The sequence below is a fragment of the Massilia terrae genome (genome assembly GCF_024753145.1).
Classification (GTDB): domain Bacteria; phylum Pseudomonadota; class Gammaproteobacteria; order Burkholderiales; family Burkholderiaceae_D; genus Telluria; species Telluria terrae.
In genome coordinates, this window is sequence record NZ_JANUGU010000003.1 from 378226 (window position 1) to 395567 (window position 17342).

Genomic DNA, 17342 nt, shown 5'->3' on the forward strand with positions numbered 1-17342 from the left:
CATTTAAGTCTCTACCTTTGGCGGCCTGGAAACGGGCCGTTTTTTTTGCGATGTCTGCGGCGCTGCCGCCTTGTCGCTCCGCGCGGCAATTTTGAATTCGCCGACAAGATTCAACAGCTGCCCGGCCTGTTCCTTCATCCCGTTGGTCGCGGCAGCCGCCTGTTCCACCAGCACCGCGTTTTGCTGCGTGATCCGATCCATTTGCGAGATCGCCAGGTTAATCTGCTCAAGCCCCGATTTCTGCTCGCGCCCCGCGGCTGAAATATCCCGCATCAGGTCCGCGGCCTTCGATACCGACGCGACGATATCGTCCATCGTGATTCCCGCTTGCGTCACCTGCGTGCTACCTGCCTGCACGGTGCTTACCGATGCCTCGATCAGCTTCTTGATTTCCTTCGCGGCGCTGGCGCTGCGCTGGGCGAGCATGCGCACTTCGGTCGCGACCACGGCGAATCCCTTGCCGTGCTCCCCTGCCCGCGCGGCTTCCACCGCCGCATTCAGGGCGAGAATATTCGTTTGAAACGCGATCCCGTCGATCACCGTGATGATGTCGGTGATCCTGCCGGAGCTGTCCCGGATGGATTCCATCTGGCTGACCACCTGGCTGACCACTTCGCCGCCGACGCTCGCCAGCTTCGAGGTGGCGATCACCAGGTCGGTCGCCTGCTGCGCATTCTCGGCATTCTGCGCCACGGTGGAGGTCAGCTCTTCCATCGCGGCCGCGGTTTCCTGCAAACTGGAGGCCTGGGCTTCGGTGCGCGCCGACAAATCCATGACACCGCTGGAGATATCGCCAGCGTCGCCATTGACCTGCTGGCTCGACTGCGCAATTTGCCCGATCAGCAGCTTGATATTGATCTGCAAAACCTTCGCCGCATTCAGCACCAGCGCCACTTCATCGTTGCCATTCGGGCGGATTGCGCCGGTCAGGTCGCCGGAGGACATGCGCTCCATCGCCTTCCATGCGTCGCGCATCGGTTTGACGATGCTGTGGTATGCCATGAACGAGAATGCACCGGCCAGCACCAGTCCCAGAACCGCAATCGCCGATTCGATCAGGACGATGGCAGGCCGCGTCGCGCCCAGCAGCGCCGTCGCCGCGCCGGCCACCAATAGCGCGGCCATGATCGCGAATGCGGCATATAACTTCACGGCAGTCGGGAGATTGCGCACGCAGCGCAGCCGATAAAGCAGGGAACGGCTCAGTGCGGCGCCCTCGCGAATCAGCAGGCTGCGGTCGCCGCGATGAATTGCGCGATATGCCTCCTCGGCCGCGCGCACCGCGTCGCGCGACGGCTTGCGGCGAATCGAGGTATAGCCCACCACCTCGTGATGTTCGATGAGCGGCGCGACGTCCGCTTCCACCCAATAGAAATCGCCGTTCTTGCAGCGGTTCTTGACCAATCCGCTCCATGCCTTGCCCAGCTTGAGCGTGCGCCACAGGTCGGCGAAGGCCGCTTCCGGCATGTCCGGATGGCGCACGATGTTATGCGCCTTGTTCACCAATTCCGCCCGGGAGAAACCGCTGATCCGGACGAAATCCTCGTTGACGTAGGTAATCCGCCCTTTCAGGTCCGTCTTCGAAACGATCGTATCGGCGTCTTCCAGGACGTATTCAGTGGTGGTGACAGGATGATTTAATCGCATGGTGGCCCGGATGCATACTTAAAGTAGATGATGATTTGTGAGCGAATCTACTGTTGATCATTGGCTAACAGGAATGCGGTAAATCAAATCCTTGCGATTTGGGCGCAATTCAATACGGGCCTTTCCGGATCGCGGAATTTCCGGGCTTTTTTACGCTTTGGCCCCCGATCTTTGCAATTCATCGCAATCCGCTGCGTGCCGGAAAAGGCCGGGTCTATAGTTCATTCCATCGAAAAACCGACGGAGACCGACATGAACAAATTGCTGACCACCACCCTCGCCGCCACCACCCTCGCGCTCGCCACCCATGCCGCCTTCGCGGAAGACCAGGTGCGCGAAAACCGTCCGGTCGACGCCAAGGTCACCCGCATCCGGCTGGGCGGGGTGGTGACGCTGAACGTGCACCAGGGCGCGACGCCGTCGTTGGTCATTTCGGGCGGCAAGAGCCTCGTTGCACGCACCACCACGACCCAGCACGGCGACACGCTGGACATCGGCAACGAAAGCGAATCCCACTTCAGCTGGCACAGCGACAGCGACAAGCTGGTCGCCGACCTGACGGTGCCGAACCTGCAGGAATTCTCGGCCAGCGGCGTGGGCAACAGCACGGTCACCGGCTTTTCCGGCGACAAGGTGCGGGTCTCGATGGATGGCGCCGGCTCGCTGACGATGAACAGCCGTTACCGCGTGGTCGATGCGGCGCTGGGCGGCGTCGGCGGCGTGACCCTGAACAACGGCGGCACCGCCGACCGTGTCGACCTGTCCTTGCGTGGCGCCGGACGCATGACCATCACCGGGGAAACCAAAGTGCTGCACGGCACCCTGAGCGGCGTGGGCAGCCTGGACGCCACCAACCTGCGCGCCGATTCGGTCGAGTTGCGGATGAGCGGGATGGGCAGCGCGAACGTGTTCGCCCGCAGCGCCGCCAACCTGAACCTGTCCGGGCTGGGCTCGGCGTCGGTGTATGGCAATCCGGCGACGCGCAACGCGGCGACCAGCGGGATGGGGAAGGTTAGCTGGAAGTAATCAAAGCCGGCTTACAGCAAGCTCAGCATGGGTCCCGGCCGCCGCCGGGACGACGGCGCTGGCTTCAGGGCACGGTCTTGCGCAGGACCATGTCGTCCTTGACCGACTTGACGCCCTTCACGTCGCGCGCGAGCTGGACGGCGCGCTCCTCTTCCGCGCGTGAATCGACGAAGCCGGAAAGCTGGACCGTGCCCTTGAAGGTTTCGACCTTGACCTGCGTGGCCTTCACTTGCGGGTCGTCGGCGAAGACGGCCTTGACCTTGGCGGTAATCACGCTGTCGTCGATGTATTCGCCGGTCCCTTCGCGCGTCTTGGTCGGCGCGCAGGCGGTCAGCGCCGCGATCAGCAGGGCGGCGCAGGCAGTAGTGAAGTGCTGTGTTTTCATGGCATCGCTCCCGAAAAGACCCCTAATCTAGCGCTTTTTCGGCATCGATGCCTTGGCGTATTTGCGTGTGCGCGACAGTTCGCTTAGGCAAGATTCAACCACCGCCATGCGCGTCGGCCAGCATGGGCGCCGCTTCGCCAGCCGGCAGCGGCCGCAAGGCAAAGTCGGGGCGCGCGATGTCGCGCCCGATCACCAGCCGCAGCTTGGCGCGCTCGAAGTTACCGACCTCGACCACGGTGGCGTCTCCAAACCGTGCCGCCAGACGCTCGGCCACGGGACGGTAGCCGGCCGCATATTCCACGCGCGTCTGGCGCACGCCGTAGCCCTTCTCGTTGGTCAGCCGGACCACCTTCAGGCCCGGGTCGCCCATCTTTTGCGACAGCGACTTCGCCATGCCGGTGACGCCATTGCCATTGCGGATTTCGAGCAGCGCGGCAGACAGCGTAGCCAGTGGCGGCAGCGGCGCGGGCCGCGGCGGCGGCGCCACCGGAATGGCCTGCCCATCGGTCTCCGGCGCCGGCACGTGCTGGACGCGGGCCAGCGGCGCCGGCGTGCGGCGCAGCTCCAGCAAGCCGTCCGCGCGCGTGACGATGTCGGTCGCCGCCCATTCGTCGCCCGGACGCGGTGCCTCCTTCACCGCCGCATCCACTGCCGGCACGGCGCTGCCGCCGACCGCGGTGAAATCGGCCCGCGCGTCGTGCGACTGCAGCGCCGCGGCCTGGCGGAACATATCCTGTGCGCGCTCGACCTGTCCCAGCTTCTGCAGGCTTTCGCCGAGATGGAACCAGGCGCTGTAGCTGAGCGGGTCGAGCAGGCAGGCTTTTTCGAGCGCGGTGACGGCGTCGCCGTACTGCCCGTTGAGGAAGTAGGCATAGCCCAGGTTGGTGAACAGGTAGGCGCTGGACGGGCCTGAGGCCATGGTGAGCCCGGTGGTGAGCTCGCGCCAGATCGGGATCGCCTGCTCGAAAGCGCGCCGTTCCGCGTACAGCGTCGCCATGCCGTTGCGCGCGTTGACGTGGGCCGGGTCGGCCGCCAACGCATCGCGGTAGGCGTGCAGCGCGCGGTCGTACTGGTGCGCCAGGTGATAGTTGCGGCCGATCTGGTAGGCGTCGTCGGCGCTGCGCGCGGCCGGCGGCTGGTCGGGCAGCGCGAAGCGGCCGGACAGGCTGGCGCAGGCAACGAGCAGCGGCCCGGCGCACAGGATCGACAGGCGTTCGAACGGGATTCGCATCGCAGGCTCCGTACGGGTCAGTTCACAAGGTTGTCGAGGGCCGGACCGAGCGTGCGCACGATCTGGATCGCGGCGGGACCCATCAGCACCATCAGCAGGGTCGGGAAGATGCAGAAGATGAGCGGGAACAGCAGCTTCAGGCCGATCTTGGCCGCGGTCTCCTCGGCCAGCATGCGGCGCTTGTTGCGCAGGTTTTCGGAATGGACGCGCAGCGAATCGCCGATGCTGGTGCCGAAGCGCTCCGACTGGATCAGCATCGCGACCAGGGTATCGACATCGTCCACCCCGGTGCGCAGCGCGAAATTGCGCAGCGCCTTCTCGCGCGAGAAGCCGGCGCGGGTCTCCATCAGCACCAGTTGCAGCTCCTGCGCCAGCGTCACGCTCTTGATGTGGATTTCGCTGGCCACCTTGACCAATGCGCGCTCCAGCGACAGGCCGGCTTCCACGCAGACGGTCAGCAGGTCGAGCGCATCGGGCACGTTCTCGAAGATCTCGCGCCGGCGGCGCTCGGCGATGCGGGCCAGGATCACGTTCGGCAGGTAGTAGCCGAAGGTGGCGGCCAGCAGCAGCACCAGCAGCAGCCGGCTGCCCGCCAGCCCGGCGCCGGTCAGCGCCAGCACGAAGCCGGACAGCGCGGGCGCCAGCAGCGCCAGCACGGTCTTGGACGCGAAGTACAGTGTCGGCGCGGCCGGGTTGCGCCAGCCGGCATTCATGAACTTCATCCGCAGCGCGGATTTTTCCCAGCCCTCTTCCGGGATCGACAGCTTGGTCAGCGGCCGCACCGCCTTGGCGATGCGCTCCAGCCAGCCGTGCTTCTGCAGGGCGGTTTCCTCATCCGGCGCCAGGAACTTGCCGAGCCGCGCGCGCAGCGCCGCCGGCGCGAACAGCATCATGCCGAGCCACGCCAGCGCGCAGACGACGGCAAAGACGATCACCAGGAATGCCAGTTCGCCGATGTGCATCGCGCCTCCTCAGACTCGGATGTGGATGATCTTGCGCAGCCAGAGCACGCCGAACACGATCATGCCGCTGGCTACCCACAGCAGCTTCGTGCCGACCGGGTCGGTCCACAGGAGGCTGATGTACTTGGGGTTCAGGATGGTCATCATCAGCGCCACCACGAACGGCAGCGCGCCCAGGATCCAGGCCGACATCCGGCCTTCCGCCGACAGCACCCGCACCTGGCCGGCCAGCTTCAGGCGGCCGCGGATGATCAGGCTGATATTGCCGAGGATTTCGGCCAGGTTGCCGCCCGACTCGCGCTGGATCAGCACCGCGATGATCAGGTAGCGCAGGTCGGTCAGGGGGATGCGGTTGGCCATGTTGTGCAGCGCCTCGCTCATCGGCACGCCGTAGTTGATCTCCTCGCGCGCGATGCGGAATTCGCCCGACAGCGGCTCGGACAGCTCGGTGCCGACGATCTGCAGCACGTTGGTGAAGGAGTGGCCGGCGCGCAGCGCGCGGGCGATGAAGTCGGCGGCCTCGGGCAGCTGCTCCTCGATGCGGACCAGGCGGCGGGCGCGCGCGCGGCGCGCCAGCATGACCGGGGCGGCGCCGAACAGCAGCGCGAACGCGAGACGCACCGGCAGCGGCAGCGGCCAGCGCGCCGACAGCCCGAGCCCGAGCAGGAAGCAGAAGCCGCTGGCGAGCAGGAAGTGTTCGACCGCGTAGCGCGACCCGGACTGCACCAGCAGCCGGTCGACGCGGTGCGCGAGCGGCCATTGGTGCAGCAGGCGGTCGGCCGCCTCGTTGGCGCTGAAGCGGCGCTGCTTGAGAATGGAGATGCGCTCGGAGCGTCCGACGCCGCCGGACATGATCTGCAGGCGCCGCGAGATGCGCTGCGCGGCCTTGCCGTGGGTGCCCATCCACCACAAGTAGACGGCCTCGATCCCGAGGATCACCGCGGCGAACAGGAAGACCGTAAAACCGTAGAAAAGTGCGTCCATGATGCCCCGCGCAGTCTAGAAAACCAGGTCCGGGTCGAACGAGTCGTCCGGCGCCGGCACGCCATACATCTTGAGCCGGTCGGCAAAGCGCGGCCGCACACCGGTGGCGCTGAAACGGCCCTGCACCTTGCCGTCGGCGTCGACCCCGGTCTGCTCGTAATGGAAGATCTCCTGCATGGTGATGATCTCGCCTTCCATGCCGGTCAGCTCCTGCATGCTGACCAGCTTGCGGCAGCCGTCGGTCAGGCGCGACACCTGCAGCACCACGGTCACCGCGGAACAGATCTGCTGGCGGATCGCGCGCGGGGTCAGCGTGACGCCGGCCATGCTGACCATGTTCTCCAGCCGCGACAGCGCGTCGCGCGGGGTGTTGGAGTGGATGGTGGCGAGCGAGCCCTCGTGGCCGGTGTTCATCGCCTGCAGCATGTCGAGCGCCTCGGCGCCGCGCACCTCGCCCAGGATGATGCGGTCGGGGCGCATGCGCAGGGCGTTGCGCACCAGCTGGCGCTGCGTCACCTCGCCCTTGCCTTCGATGTTCGGCGGGCGCGTCTCCAGGCGCACCACGTGCGGCTGGCGCAGCTGCAGCTCGGCCGCGTCCTCGATCGTGACGATGCGCTCGTTCCCGGGAATGAAGCCGGACAGCAGGTTGAGCAAGGTGGTCTTGCCGCTGCCGGTGCCGCCCGAGATCAGGATGTTGATCTTGGCAACGCCGAGCGACTGCAGCACCTTGATCATCGGCGGCGTCATGCTTTTGTACTCGAGCAGGTTCTGCACCGACAGCGGGGTCGCGCCGAAGCGGCGGATCGACAGCAGCGGACCGTCGACCGCCAGCGGCGGAATGATCGCGTTCACGCGCGAGCCGTCCGGCAGGCGCGCGTCGACCATCGGGCTGCTCTCGTCCACGCGGCGGCCGACGCGCGAGACGATCTTCTCGATGATCTTCATCAGGTGCGCGTTGTCGTGGAAGGCGATGTCGGTCAGCTCCAGCCGGCCCTTGCGCTCGACGTAGACCTTGTTGCTGGTGTTGACCAGGATGTCGGACACGGTCGGGTCGTTCAGCAGCGGTTCCAGCGGGCCGAAGCCGAGCATCTCGTGCTGGATGTCGAGCACCAGGTTGTGGCGCTCGTGCTGGTTGAGGACGATGCGCTCTTCCTCGATGATGCGCTGGATGAGCAGCGCCAGCTCGTGCTTGAACTGCTCGGTGGTGAGGCGCTTCAGGCGCTCCAGGTCGATCCGGTCGAGGATCATCTGGTGCATCGTCTTCTTCAGCTCCTGGTAGGCCTGGTGCGCGGCCTCGGGCATGGCGCCGAGCGGACGGTCGTCGTCGGTTCCGGTCAGGCGTTCGCGTAGTGACATGGCGGCTCCGTCTTCAGTATTCGCTTTCGCTACGCCCGAACAGGCGGTCGAACAGGCCCTTGTTCTCGGGGACGCGGCGGGCGGTCACGAGCTCGACCAGCTCGGCCAGGCTGCGCGCGGCGGTGCTGCTGCGGGTGAGCTGCAGCACCGGCACGCCCTGGTTGACCGAATCGGTGACCGCCACGTAGTCGTTGGGGACGGTGTGCACCACTTCGGCGCCGAGCGCGGAGTTCAGGTCCTGCAGGCGCAGCTTGCCACCCTTCTCGTAGCGGTTGACGATCAGGCGGATGCTGTCGACCGGGTAGCCGAGCGAGCGGAAGATGTCGAGCAGGCGGCGGGCGTCGCGGATGTCGGGCAGCGCCAGCTGCAGCACCGGGTAGATGAAATCGGTGTTGTCGAGCGCGCGCAGCGACACCGAGTCGATCTGGCGGCCGACGTCGAGCAGAATGTAGTCGTAGTGCTGGCGGGCGACGCGCAGGATGGTGTCGATGTGCTCCGGCTTGGCCTCCTTGGCCTGGGCCGGATCGTCGGCCGCGGCCAGCACGCCGAAGCCGGGCGCCACGTGCACCAGGCAGGAATGCAGGAAGGGGCCGTCGATGCGGGCAATCTGGCTGCACACGTCGGACAGCGTCATGGCCGGCTTCTGGTCCGACACGTACAGCGTGGCGTCGCCGAACTGGCCGTGCAGGTCGACCAGCAGCACCTTCTTGTCGGCCAGGGTGGCCAGCGCGTAGCCGAAATTGGTGGAGATGAAGGTGGCGCCGCTGCCGCCCTTGCAGGCGATGAAGGCCAGCACCTTGCCGTCATGGTTGGCGCCGACGCCGGCGGTGGCCGCGATCCGGTCCATCGCCTCGTGGAAGGCGCGGTGCACCAGCGGCAGCGGCAGCACCTCGCGCACGCCGACGCGCATGGCGCGGATCAGGAGCTCGGGCTGCTGGTGGCGGGTCAGCAGCATGATGTGGGCGCCGGCGTAGTGGCGCGCCAGGCGTTCGAGCAGGTCGGCATCGGCGTCGTCGGTCTCGCTGGCGTCGACGATCAGCAGTTCCGGCTGGTCGGCCACCGGCCGCTCAAGCGCATCGCGCAAGCTGGCGCGGCCGGCCGCCATGTTCAGCGGCGGCACGCGGGCCGCGCCCTGCGATGCGATTTCCGCGTAAAGCTGGCTGTCGCGGCTGATCAGTAAAGCTTTCATCGGCGTTCCTCGGCGGCGTGGTCACGGGAAGCGAAGCGGCGGCGGGCTACTGGCCGCTGCCGAGGATCAGCGCCGGCTTGGTCTCGGCTTCCGGCTGGGCGAACGATTTCTGGTAGCGCTCCTGGGCGGCGCGCGCGGCGTGGCCGTCGATCCCGAGCGCCGGGTTGGCGTTGTTCGAGGCCGCCGGATTGGCGACCTGCGCCGACAGGTTGGCGCGTACCGCCTCGCCGAAATGGTCGTCGATGCGCGGGCTGGAGCTGCATCCGGCCAGCGCCAGCAGCACACACGCGGTTGCGGTCATTCTGGTTGCCATCGCTGCCTCCCTTATTTGAGTTCGAAGCCGCCGGCGCTCTGCGCGACCTGGGCGGTGACGGCGGGCGTGGACGCGGCCGCATTGGTGACGGCCGGCGCCGGCCCTTCGAGACGGCCGCCGAGCAGCACCGCGCCGACCGCTGGCGCGCCCACCTTGTCGGTCGGCAGGGCGTAGCTGGTCGAGGGCTGCGGCTTGACCAGGTGGGCGGTGATCACGAACACCAGCTCGGTGCGGTCGGCCTGGTATTCGGAGCTGCGGAACAGCGCGCCCAGGATCGGCACCTCGCCCAGCACCGGCAAGCCCTTCAGGTTGGTGGTCAGGTTGTTCTTGATCAGGCCACCGATGGCGAAGCTCTGGCCGTCGTAGAGCTGGACCGTGGTGCTGGCCTTGCGGGTGGTGACCACCGGCAGGACCGCAGTGGCGCCGGTGCTCCCCGCGGTGAAGCCGACGCCGTCGCGCGACAGCTCGGACACTTCCGGCGCGACGCGCAGGTTGATGCGGCCGCCGGCCAGCACGGTGGGGGTGAAGCGCACGCCGACGCCGAATTCCTTCTCCTCGAGCGAGACGCGGTTGTTGTCCTGCGCGACCGGAATGTAGAACTTGCCGCCGGCGAGGAAGCTGGCTTCCTGGCCGCTGATCGCCATCACGCTCGGCTCGGCCAGCACGCGCACCACGCCGTCGGTCTTCTGGGCCGCGGCCGTGAACTGCTGCTTGCCGTTGGAATGGCTGGCGTTGACGGCGCCGCCCAGGTTCCCGCTCAGGAAATTGGACAGCACGGAGGCGGCCCAGCCGCTGCCGCCGAAGCGCAGGCTGGCGCCGGCCTCCAGGCTTTCGAGCAGGGTCTTGGAGACCTCGGCGATCTTCACTTCCAGCTGCACCTGCTGCGGCGCGCTCACCGACAACAGGTTGACCACGCGCGCCGCGGGATTGTTATTGGTGGCCTGCTGCTGCCCCTGCTGCAGGGCGGGCGGGTCGTCCTTGCGCGCGGCCGGCAGCGCGCGCAGCGGGCGGCGCACATAGGCGGTGGCCAGTTCGACCGCACGGGCCACGGCGGCGGCGTCGCTCACGCTCCCGGTCAGCACCAGCGAATCGGCGGCGGCCAGGACCTTGATATTGCGCTCGTCCGGCATGACGGCGGCCAGGGTGGCCTGCAGCGCCGCGGGGTCCATCGCGACCACGATGTCGACCACGCTGCAGGCGCCGCTCCTGCCCTGCACGATCATATTGGTGGTGCCGACGTCGACGCCGGCGAGGTAGAGCGTGTCGGGCGCCACCAGCAGCGCCTGGACCACGCCCGGGTTGCCGATGCTGCGGTTGCCGACCGCTTCGGGCAGGCGCAGCATGGTGGAGCGCCCGACCTGCAGCGCCAGCTGGGCCGGGCGCGCGGCTTCGCCGCTGCAGCGGGCGCTGGCCTCGCCGCGTTCGACAGCGGCCGGCGTTTCGGCCTGGACCGCGGGGCGTTCCGCCGCCAGCGCCGGCAGCGCCGCCGACAGCAGCAGGCCGCCCAGCAGGCAACGCGCATTCATGGGGCATCCGTTCATGGGTTCACCTTGACGCTAATGGTTGGAGTGGTCAGAAGCACTCTTGGGCGGGCTGCAGGCCGTTGATCACGCCGATGCAGTCGCGCTTGGCCTGGACCGCGACTTTCTGCACCTGCGGCGGGGCCGGCCGCGGCGCCACGGGGACCGGCTTCGGCGCCGGTTTCACCGCTTCTTCCGGCAACAGGGTCAGCTTGGTCGCGCCGCTGGTGCGCACCGGATCGGGGTCGACCTGGTTGCGCAGCACCAGCGACAGGGTGCCGACGCTGCGCGCCAGGTCGAGCTTCTCGGCCTGCTCCGGGGTGACCTCCAGCGTGACCGCGTTGACCACCTTCGGCTTGGTCTCGTCGCGGCTGACTTCCTGGGCCACGGCCAGCACCAGGATCCGCTCGAGCACGATCTTCGAGATGTTCTGCTCGCGCTGGACCACGGCGGCGGACGCGGCGTCCTTCTGCATGCTGACGATGATGTCGACGTAGTTGCCGGGCAGCGCGAAGCCAGCCACGCCGACCACGTCGTTGACACGCACCGTGATGGCGCGCTTGCCTTCGGCGATCAGGGCCGACAGGCCGCCCAGGGTGCCGCTCGGCGCCAGCTTGGCTTCGCTGACCGGCTCGCCGACCAGCACGCTGCTCTTGAGGACCCGGCCGGACAGCTTTTGCGGATCGAAGAAGGCGCCCTTGGGCACGCTGTCGACCGGCCAGTCGACCAGCTTGAACATCTCCGGCGCGAGACGCTGGCCGAGGTTGATGTCGGACGCCGCGACGACGATGCGGCCGCCGCCGCTGCCCGGCTGTTGCAGCAGCCAGCGCGAGGCCAGCACCACCGCGGCCAGGCCGAACAGGATGGCGACCGCCATGACGGCCAGTGCACGTTTGTTTTTCATCGTTGATCCCCTTCGGTGGCGACGGTGCGGCAGGTGGCGAACATGCTGTGCCAGGCCTGGTCGAGCGCGGCGACGGTCAGGCGCGGTTCGGTCCCGGCGAAGCTGGCGAAATCGGCGATGCGGCCGAGCAGTTCATGCGGATAACCGGCCAGCAGCGGTCGCCCGCTGGCGCGATGCAGGCGCGCCACCAGGTGTTCGATGGCCGCCTCGTCGCAGTCGATGCCGCGCAGGCGGCCGTGGCGGCGCAGCAGCGCGCGGTAGGCCGCTTCCGGCAGCGCGCCGAGCGGCACCTTGTAGCCGATGCGGCGCAGGAAGGCGTCGTCGAACACCTCGGCCGGCGGCAGGCTGGTCGCGAACACCACGGCGGCGTCGAAGGGCACGCTCTCGGTGTGGCCGCCGGGCAGGGCCAGCTGGTCGACGCCCTGGTCGAGCGGGCCGATCCAGCGGTTGAGCATCTCGGCCACCGGCAGGCGCTGGCGGCCGACGTCGTCCACCACCAGCATGCCGTTGTTGGCCAACAGCTGCGGCGGCGCGCGCAGCACGCCGGCGGCGGGATCGTGGCGCAGGTCGAGCATGTCGCGCGAGAGGCCGGCGCCGACCTGGACCAGCGGACGCTGGCAGATCGCCCAGCGCATGTCGGTGCTGCGGCGCTCCTCCTGCTGGCGCGGCAGCGGCGGCGGGGCGGCATGCAGCAGCGGGTCGTGGATCTGGATGATCTGGCGCTCGACCACCACCGCGTAGGGCACCGCCACCGCGCCCAGCAGCAATCGCCCGAGCTTGCGCGCCAGCGTGGTCTTGCCGCTGCCGGACGGGCCGTACAGCAGCAGCGCGCGCGCCGAATGGAGGGCCGCGCCGAGCATGTCGCGCAGGGCGGGGTCGAGGCCGTCGTCGGCCAGGGCGGCGGCCAGCTCGGCGCGCCCGACGCGCTCGGCGCCGCGCTGGCGCAGCGACTGGCGCTCGACCACGCTCTTGTAGACCGCAAGCGGCACCGGGGCCGGGCCGAGGTAGCGCGACTGTGCCAGGAAGTCGAGCGCGGTCTTCTGGCCGATCGCGGTGAGCTGGTACTGGACGTCGATGTCCGAGTCGCCGCACCAGGCCACCTCGACCTGCTGCTCGGCCATCAGGGCATTGAGCACTTCGCGCAGCACGCTGACCGGCAGCTTGAGCTTGCCCGACAGGGCCGGCAGCGGCGTCTTGCCGGACGCGTGCAGGGCCTTGACCACCAGCTCGGTCACCAGGCGCGGCTCCAGGCCGGTGTCGCGCACGCCCTTGGGCTGGCGCGGCAGGATCGAGGCAATCGCCAACTCGTCCGTGGCGGGACGGACCCGCAGTTCGGCCGGTGGCGGCAGGGTTTCAATCATCGGGAGTCCCCTTTCGACGGTTCAACTTTCCGACGGACACAGTTGATTCTAGCCAGTGGCCTACAGGCTACTTTTGAGCTTGAGCAAGAAACCCCGGCTCAGGCGTGACGGGCCCACACCACCGCCACGGTGGCCAGCGCGATCGCCAGGCCGTAGGGCATGTCGCCGACGCCGGGGCGGGACAGCGTGGCCGGCAGCGCCGGCAGGCCGGCCAGCCGCAGCCAGATCGGCCGCAAGAGGTCGCGCAGGTTGCGCAGCGCGGCCCGCACGTGGCCGCGGCCGACGATGATGGCGAGGGCCATCACGCCGCCCACGCACCAGGCCAGCACGGCGATCTGGAAGGTGGCGGCCGGACCGGCGAAGGCGCCGACCGTGGCCAGCAGCTTGACGTCGCCGGCGGCCATGCCGCGCAGCAGGTAGAGCGGCAGGAACAGCAGCAGGCCGACGCCGGCGCCAATCAGCCCGTCGAGCAGGCCCGCCCCGCCCAGGCCGGCCTGCAACGGCAGCGCCACGGCCCAGGCCACCAACAACAGGCGGTTCGGGATCCGGCGGCTGAGCAGGTCCTGGGCGCCGGCCAGCGTCACCAGCGCCAGCAGCGCGAGGTCGAGGATCATCTGGACGGGCATGACGTTCTCCAAAGGGAAAAGCCCTCCACCCGGGGGCGGGCGGAGGGCAAGCGGCTTACGACATCCCGGCGACGGCGTTGGTCACCTTGGTGGCGATGGTGCTGAAGGCGGTGTTCAGGCCGCCCCCGAGGGCGGTGGCCCCGGCCGTCAGCGCGACCCCGATCAGGGCCGCGATCAGGCCGTACTCGATCGCGGTGACCCCCGCTTCATCAGCGAGGAAGTCCTTGACTGCGTGAGAGAACTTATTCATGTGAAACTCCATATGGTGGTTAAGGAGAACAACAGACTGGGCCTTGGCAGCGTTGTTTCCTGCCGTCAGTTCCGGTCCAGTGCGTCCACTATAGGAGACGATCTCCAGAAGGAAGTTGACAGCACGCAAGCTTTCCGGCGAGCATCTTTATTGGTATGCGGCAATTCAGATCGCAGGCTGATGGACGCGCCGAAAGCGCAACAAGCTGTATTGACGGATTGCTGGATTTGACAAAAGGCTTTATGCTGCGTGACTTGCAATTCACGCAACGCACGCATCACGGGACAGGAAGCGCATGGATTCGTTGCTGAAACACATGGTCCACATGACCGGACATCGCGACCACGCGATGCTCGACATGTCGACCATCTCCGCCGTTCAAGAGATGGCGGGCGCGGCCCAGACGCGCATGCTGGGCCTGTCGCGCAGCGCCGGCCAGGACTGGGTGCGCTCGCGCGCCAGCGTGCGCGGCGACCACCCGGCGCGTGTCGAAGACCAGCTCGGCACCGGGCGCGGCGAGCCGCTGGACCAGTACCCGGCGCTGGCGCGCTGCCTGGCCGAACACAGCGCGAACGCCACCCAGGACGAGGATGGCCGCAGCACCATGTGGGTGCCGATCTGGATCGGCGAACATGCCGCTTCCTGCGTGGAGATCGTGCGCACCGCGCCGTTCGACCCGGAAGCGGTGCACATGATCGACGGCATCGTCGGGGTCTACCGCAACTTCTACAACCTGCTCGACTACAGCGAGCGCGACTCGCTCACCGGCCTGCTCAACCGCAAGACCTTCGACGACCAGCTGGCGCGCATGCTGCAGGCCAACCCGGAGCCGCCGCTGCCGGGCCAGCCGGAGCGCCGCCAGCTCACCGCCGAGCACGAACAATGGCTGGCCGTGGTCGACGTCGACCACTTCAAGCTGGTCAACGACCGCTTCGGCCACCTGTACGGCGACGAAGTGCTGATCCTGATCGCCAACATGCTGCAGAATTCCTTCCGTGCGCACGACCGTGTGTTCCGCTTCGGCGGCGAGGAATTCGTGGTGCTGCTGCGCGCCGTCACCGAACAGGACGTGGGCCGCATCATCGACCGCTTCCGCTCGGCGGTCGAGCGCCACGTCTTCCCGCAGGTGGGCAAGGTGACGGTCAGCATCGGCTTCACCCGCATCACGGCCAGCGAATCGCCGGTGGTGACCTTGGGCCATGCGGACCAGGCGCTGTACTACGCCAAGTCGCACGGCCGCAACCAGGTGTGCCACTACGACCAGCTGGTGGCGGACGGCCTGCTGCAGACCATCGCCCCCAACGACACGGTGGAGTTTTTCTAGGCCGCCGCGGCCGCCATGAATTGCATCGGATCGACCTTCCACTTGTCCGGCAGCTCGTGGCGCACGATCTTGTCGGCGCGCGCCAGGTCCACCGTCTCGGTCCGGATATACGCCTGGCGCTTCGCGTCGAAGAAGGCGTTGACCTTGGGCGTCAGCAGGCTGCTCTCGTGCGGCTCGACCACCACCGCCAGCCGCCCCGACTCCAGCAGCACCAGCGTGCCCACCGGATAGATGCCGACGCAGCGCACGAACTCCTGCGCCAGCACCGGGCTGAAATGAAATTTGCTCCACTCGTAGATCTTGCGCAGCGCATCGGCCGCCGGCAGGCCCTTGTGGTAGACCCGGTCGGCGGTGATGGCGTCGTAGACGTCGACAATCGCCGTCATCTGGGCCAGCTCGCTGATATCGTCGCCCGCCAGCCGGTCGGGATAGCCGCTGCCGTCGCGCCGCTCATGGTGGTGCAGGGTGATGTCGAGCGGGATCGGGCCGATGCCCGGCGTCTTGCGCAGGATCTCGTAGCCGTCCTGCGGATGGCGCCGGATGATGGCGAATTCCTCGTCGTCCAGGGAGCCCGGCTTGTTCAGGATGTGGTCGGGGACGAAGGCCTTGCCGGTATCGTGCAGCAGGCCGCCGAGCCCGGCCTGGTAAGTGGTCTCGTCGTTCAGGTTGCGCGAGCGGCAGAACGCGACCAGCAGCGTGCACACGCTGACCGAATGGAGGAAGGTGTAGTCGTCCTTGCCCTTGATTCGCAACAGGCCGAGCAAGGCGCCGGGATTGCGCAGGATCGAGGCGGTGATGTTTTCCACCACCGGCGCCACGCGCTCCAGTTCGATCGCCTTGCCGAGCCGCGCATCCTGCATCACTTCGCGCACCAGCCCGGCGGCCTGGCGGCGGATGTTGGCGGCGCGCTGCAGCTCCTCGGCCATCGAGCTGCGCAGCGGCGCCGGGGCCGGCTGGGCCGCCAGGTCCAGCAACTCGTTCTCGGTCTGGGCGCGCACTTCGGCCAGGGTCGGCGCGTCTTCCACGCCCACGCCCTTGCTGCAATCGATGACGACCGAGCGGATCTGGGCGGCGAGGATCTTGCGGATCTCGTCTTCCGAGCTCACCATGAAGCGATTGCGCACGAACGGGTGTTCAATCCAGCTGCAATCGAGATCATGGATAAACATGCCGACCCGCAACTGCGATGAATCGATCTTCTTGAGCATCCGCCTACTCCGGCTGTGTTAATCTCGTGCAAAAACTGTTCCATTGAGTATAACAGTTTGCAAGACAAATATACCTATGGTCGTTACCATTTGACAACGTGGAATTACGTCAACTCCGCTATTTCGTCGCCATCATGGACCACGGCTCGCTGTCGCGCGCGGCCCTGGTGCTGCACGTCGCGCAGCCGGCGCTGACCCAGCAGCTGCGCCAGCTGGAGGAAGAACTGGGCGCCCAGCTGCTGCACCGCTCGGCCCAGGGCGTGAGCGCGACCGACGCCGGGCGCCTGTTCTACCAGCACGCGCTGGCGATCCTGAAGCAGGTGGCGGACGCGCGCGCGGCGGTGGCGCAATCGACCGGGCGGCCGTCCGGCAGCGTCACGCTGGGCCTGCCGCACAGCATTTCGGGCGCGCTGGCCCTGCCGCTGCTGACCGCGGCGCGGGCGCGCTATCCGGAAATCACCCTGCAGCTGACGGAAGAAATATCCGGCAACCTGATCGAGCAGCTCAAGTCCGGCCGCCTGAACCTGGCGGTGCTGTTCGACGACGGCCAGCCGGGCCAGTTCGCGGCCACGCCGCTGGTCGAGGAAGACCTGATGTTCATCTGCCGCAGCGGCTCGGCGCTGGCCCCGGCCGGCGCCGCGGTGAGCCTGCGCGACGCCCTTGCCAGCCACCTGATCCTGCCCGCCCAGCAACAGGGGGTGCGGCCGCAGATCGAGCAGGTCGCGCGCGCGGCCGGACTGTCGCTCGAAAACATCATCGAGATCAATTCGATCGCGATCCTGCGTTCGGCCCTGCTGGCCGACATCGGCGCCACCCTGCTGCCGCTGGCGCCGCTGCTGGCCGACGTGCAGGCGGGCACCCTGCGGGCCTGGCCGGTGCACAGCCCGCAAGTGGCACGCAAGGTCACGCTATGTGCGTCGAAGAATATTCCGCTGACCAACGCGGCGGGCGCGATCGGGCGCCTGGTGCGCGAAGTGACCGAGGAGCTGTGCGCCGCCGGCAACTGGCCCGGCGCCCGCCTCGCACACTAGGCTGGCCTCGGGCTGGAACGGCGGC

Annotated in this window: 17 protein-coding genes; 3 read left to right on the plus strand and 14 right to left on the minus strand. The window is 67.8% G+C overall.

Annotation, left to right across the window (positions count from 1 at the left end; all coding sequences use genetic code 11):
• Positions 1-3: 3 nt before the first annotated feature.
• A complete protein-coding gene (locus NX778_RS12550; RefSeq protein ID WP_258812077.1) occupies positions 4-1647 on the minus strand; it encodes a methyl-accepting chemotaxis protein in 1644 nt (547 codons plus the stop codon).
• Between the two features lie 252 nt (positions 1648-1899).
• On the opposite strand from NX778_RS12550, the gene NX778_RS12555 reads away from it, so the two are divergent.
• Positions 1900-2673: a GIN domain-containing protein gene (locus tag NX778_RS12555; RefSeq protein ID WP_258812078.1), complete on the plus strand. Its 774-nt coding sequence runs from the start codon at positions 1900-1902 to the stop codon at positions 2671-2673.
• Positions 2674-2737: 64 nt separating this feature from the next.
• Here the strand turns inward: NX778_RS12555 and NX778_RS12560 are convergent, their stop codons facing one another.
• The 12 genes from NX778_RS12560 to NX778_RS12615 form a co-directional block, all read right to left on the minus strand.
• Positions 2738-3058, minus strand: a complete 321-nt coding sequence (locus tag NX778_RS12560; RefSeq protein ID WP_258812079.1) for a BON domain-containing protein — start codon at positions 3056-3058, stop codon at positions 2738-2740.
• A 94-nt stretch (positions 3059-3152) separates the two neighbouring features.
• Positions 3153-4289: a LytR C-terminal domain-containing protein gene (locus NX778_RS12565; RefSeq protein WP_258812080.1), complete on the minus strand. Its 1137-nt coding sequence runs from the start codon at positions 4287-4289 to the stop codon at positions 3153-3155.
• Between the two features lie 17 nt (positions 4290-4306).
• Entirely contained in the window at positions 4307-5251 is a 945-nt protein-coding gene (locus tag NX778_RS12570; protein WP_258812081.1) for a type II secretion system F family protein, read from the minus strand.
• A gap of 9 nt (positions 5252-5260) precedes the next feature.
• Positions 5261-6235: a type II secretion system F family protein gene (locus tag NX778_RS12575; RefSeq protein ID WP_258812082.1), complete on the minus strand. Its 975-nt coding sequence runs from the start codon at positions 6233-6235 to the stop codon at positions 5261-5263.
• Between the two features lie 15 nt (positions 6236-6250).
• A complete protein-coding gene (locus NX778_RS12580) occupies positions 6251-7591 on the minus strand; it encodes a TadA family conjugal transfer-associated ATPase (protein ID WP_258812083.1) in 1341 nt (446 codons plus the stop codon).
• Positions 7592-7604: 13 nt separating this feature from the next.
• A complete protein-coding gene (locus NX778_RS12585) occupies positions 7605-8780 on the minus strand; it encodes a CpaE/TadZ family protein (RefSeq protein WP_258812084.1) in 1176 nt (391 codons plus the stop codon).
• Between the two features lie 46 nt (positions 8781-8826).
• Complete coding sequence (locus NX778_RS12590; RefSeq protein ID WP_258812085.1) at positions 8827-9081, minus strand: hypothetical protein; 255 nt, start codon at positions 9079-9081, stop codon at positions 8827-8829.
• A 23-nt stretch (positions 9082-9104) separates the two neighbouring features.
• Positions 9105-10619, minus strand: a complete 1515-nt coding sequence (locus NX778_RS12595) for a type II and III secretion system protein family protein (RefSeq protein WP_258812086.1) — start codon at positions 10617-10619, stop codon at positions 9105-9107.
• 46 nt (positions 10620-10665) lie between these two features.
• Complete coding sequence (gene cpaB, locus NX778_RS12600; RefSeq protein WP_258812087.1) at positions 10666-11517, minus strand: Flp pilus assembly protein CpaB; 852 nt, start codon at positions 11515-11517, stop codon at positions 10666-10668.
• Positions 11514-12878 carry an ATP-binding protein gene (locus tag NX778_RS12605; protein WP_258812088.1) on the minus strand — a complete coding sequence of 455 codons (1365 nt, stop codon included), beginning with the start codon at positions 12876-12878 and terminating at the stop codon, positions 11514-11516. Before NX778_RS12605 ends, cpaB begins: the two co-directional genes overlap by 4 nt.
• A 98-nt stretch (positions 12879-12976) precedes the next feature.
• Positions 12977-13504 carry an A24 family peptidase gene (locus NX778_RS12610; protein ID WP_258812089.1) on the minus strand — a complete coding sequence of 176 codons (528 nt, stop codon included), beginning with the start codon at positions 13502-13504 and terminating at the stop codon, positions 12977-12979.
• Positions 13505-13559: 55 nt separating this feature from the next.
• Positions 13560-13754, minus strand: a complete 195-nt coding sequence (locus tag NX778_RS12615) for a Flp family type IVb pilin (RefSeq protein WP_258812090.1) — start codon at positions 13752-13754, stop codon at positions 13560-13562.
• 295 nt (positions 13755-14049) lie between these two features.
• On the opposite strand from NX778_RS12615, the gene NX778_RS12620 reads away from it, so the two are divergent.
• A complete protein-coding gene (locus NX778_RS12620) occupies positions 14050-15078 on the plus strand; it encodes a GGDEF domain-containing protein (RefSeq protein ID WP_258812091.1) in 1029 nt (342 codons plus the stop codon).
• Here NX778_RS12620 and NX778_RS12625 read toward each other — a convergent pair.
• Positions 15075-16286 carry an HD-GYP domain-containing protein gene (locus NX778_RS12625; protein WP_258812092.1) on the minus strand — a complete coding sequence of 404 codons (1212 nt, stop codon included), beginning with the start codon at positions 16284-16286 and terminating at the stop codon, positions 15075-15077. The genes NX778_RS12620 and NX778_RS12625 overlap by 4 nt on opposite strands.
• A 98-nt stretch (positions 16287-16384) precedes the next feature.
• On the opposite strand from NX778_RS12625, the gene NX778_RS12630 reads away from it, so the two are divergent.
• Positions 16385-17317: a LysR family transcriptional regulator gene (locus tag NX778_RS12630; RefSeq protein WP_258812093.1), complete on the plus strand. Its 933-nt coding sequence runs from the start codon at positions 16385-16387 to the stop codon at positions 17315-17317.
• Positions 17318-17342: the final 25 nt, after the last annotated feature.

Excerpts from the sequence above, each read along its gene's own strand:
- NX778_RS12550 (WP_258812077.1), bottom strand. The coding sequence starts at position 1,647 with ATGCGATTAAATCATCCTGTCACCACCACTGAATACGTCCTGGAAGAC.
- NX778_RS12555 (WP_258812078.1), top strand. The coding sequence starts at position 1,900 with ATGAACAAATTGCTGACCACCACCCTCGCCGCCACCACCCTCGCGCTC.
- NX778_RS12560 (WP_258812079.1), bottom strand. The coding sequence starts at position 3,058 with ATGAAAACACAGCACTTCACTACTGCCTGCGCCGCCCTGCTGATCGCG.
- NX778_RS12565 (WP_258812080.1), bottom strand. The coding sequence starts at position 4,289 with ATGCGAATCCCGTTCGAACGCCTGTCGATCCTGTGCGCCGGGCCGCTG.
- NX778_RS12570 (WP_258812081.1), bottom strand. The coding sequence starts at position 5,251 with ATGCACATCGGCGAACTGGCATTCCTGGTGATCGTCTTTGCCGTCGTC.
- NX778_RS12575 (WP_258812082.1), bottom strand. The coding sequence starts at position 6,235 with ATGGACGCACTTTTCTACGGTTTTACGGTCTTCCTGTTCGCCGCGGTG.
- NX778_RS12580 (WP_258812083.1), bottom strand. The coding sequence starts at position 7,591 with ATGTCACTACGCGAACGCCTGACCGGAACCGACGACGACCGTCCGCTC.
- NX778_RS12585 (WP_258812084.1), bottom strand. The coding sequence starts at position 8,780 with ATGAAAGCTTTACTGATCAGCCGCGACAGCCAGCTTTACGCGGAAATC.
- NX778_RS12590 (WP_258812085.1), bottom strand. The coding sequence starts at position 9,081 with ATGACCGCAACCGCGTGTGTGCTGCTGGCGCTGGCCGGATGCAGCTCC.
- NX778_RS12595 (WP_258812086.1), bottom strand. The coding sequence starts at position 10,619 with ATGAATGCGCGTTGCCTGCTGGGCGGCCTGCTGCTGTCGGCGGCGCTG.
- cpaB (WP_258812087.1), bottom strand. The coding sequence starts at position 11,517 with ATGAAAAACAAACGTGCACTGGCCGTCATGGCGGTCGCCATCCTGTTC.
- NX778_RS12605 (WP_258812088.1), bottom strand. The coding sequence starts at position 12,878 with ATGATTGAAACCCTGCCGCCACCGGCCGAACTGCGGGTCCGTCCCGCC.
- NX778_RS12610 (WP_258812089.1), bottom strand. The coding sequence starts at position 13,504 with ATGCCCGTCCAGATGATCCTCGACCTCGCGCTGCTGGCGCTGGTGACG.
- NX778_RS12615 (WP_258812090.1), bottom strand. The coding sequence starts at position 13,754 with ATGAATAAGTTCTCTCACGCAGTCAAGGACTTCCTCGCTGATGAAGCG.
- NX778_RS12620 (WP_258812091.1), top strand. The coding sequence starts at position 14,050 with ATGGATTCGTTGCTGAAACACATGGTCCACATGACCGGACATCGCGAC.
- NX778_RS12625 (WP_258812092.1), bottom strand. The coding sequence starts at position 16,286 with ATGCTCAAGAAGATCGATTCATCGCAGTTGCGGGTCGGCATGTTTATC.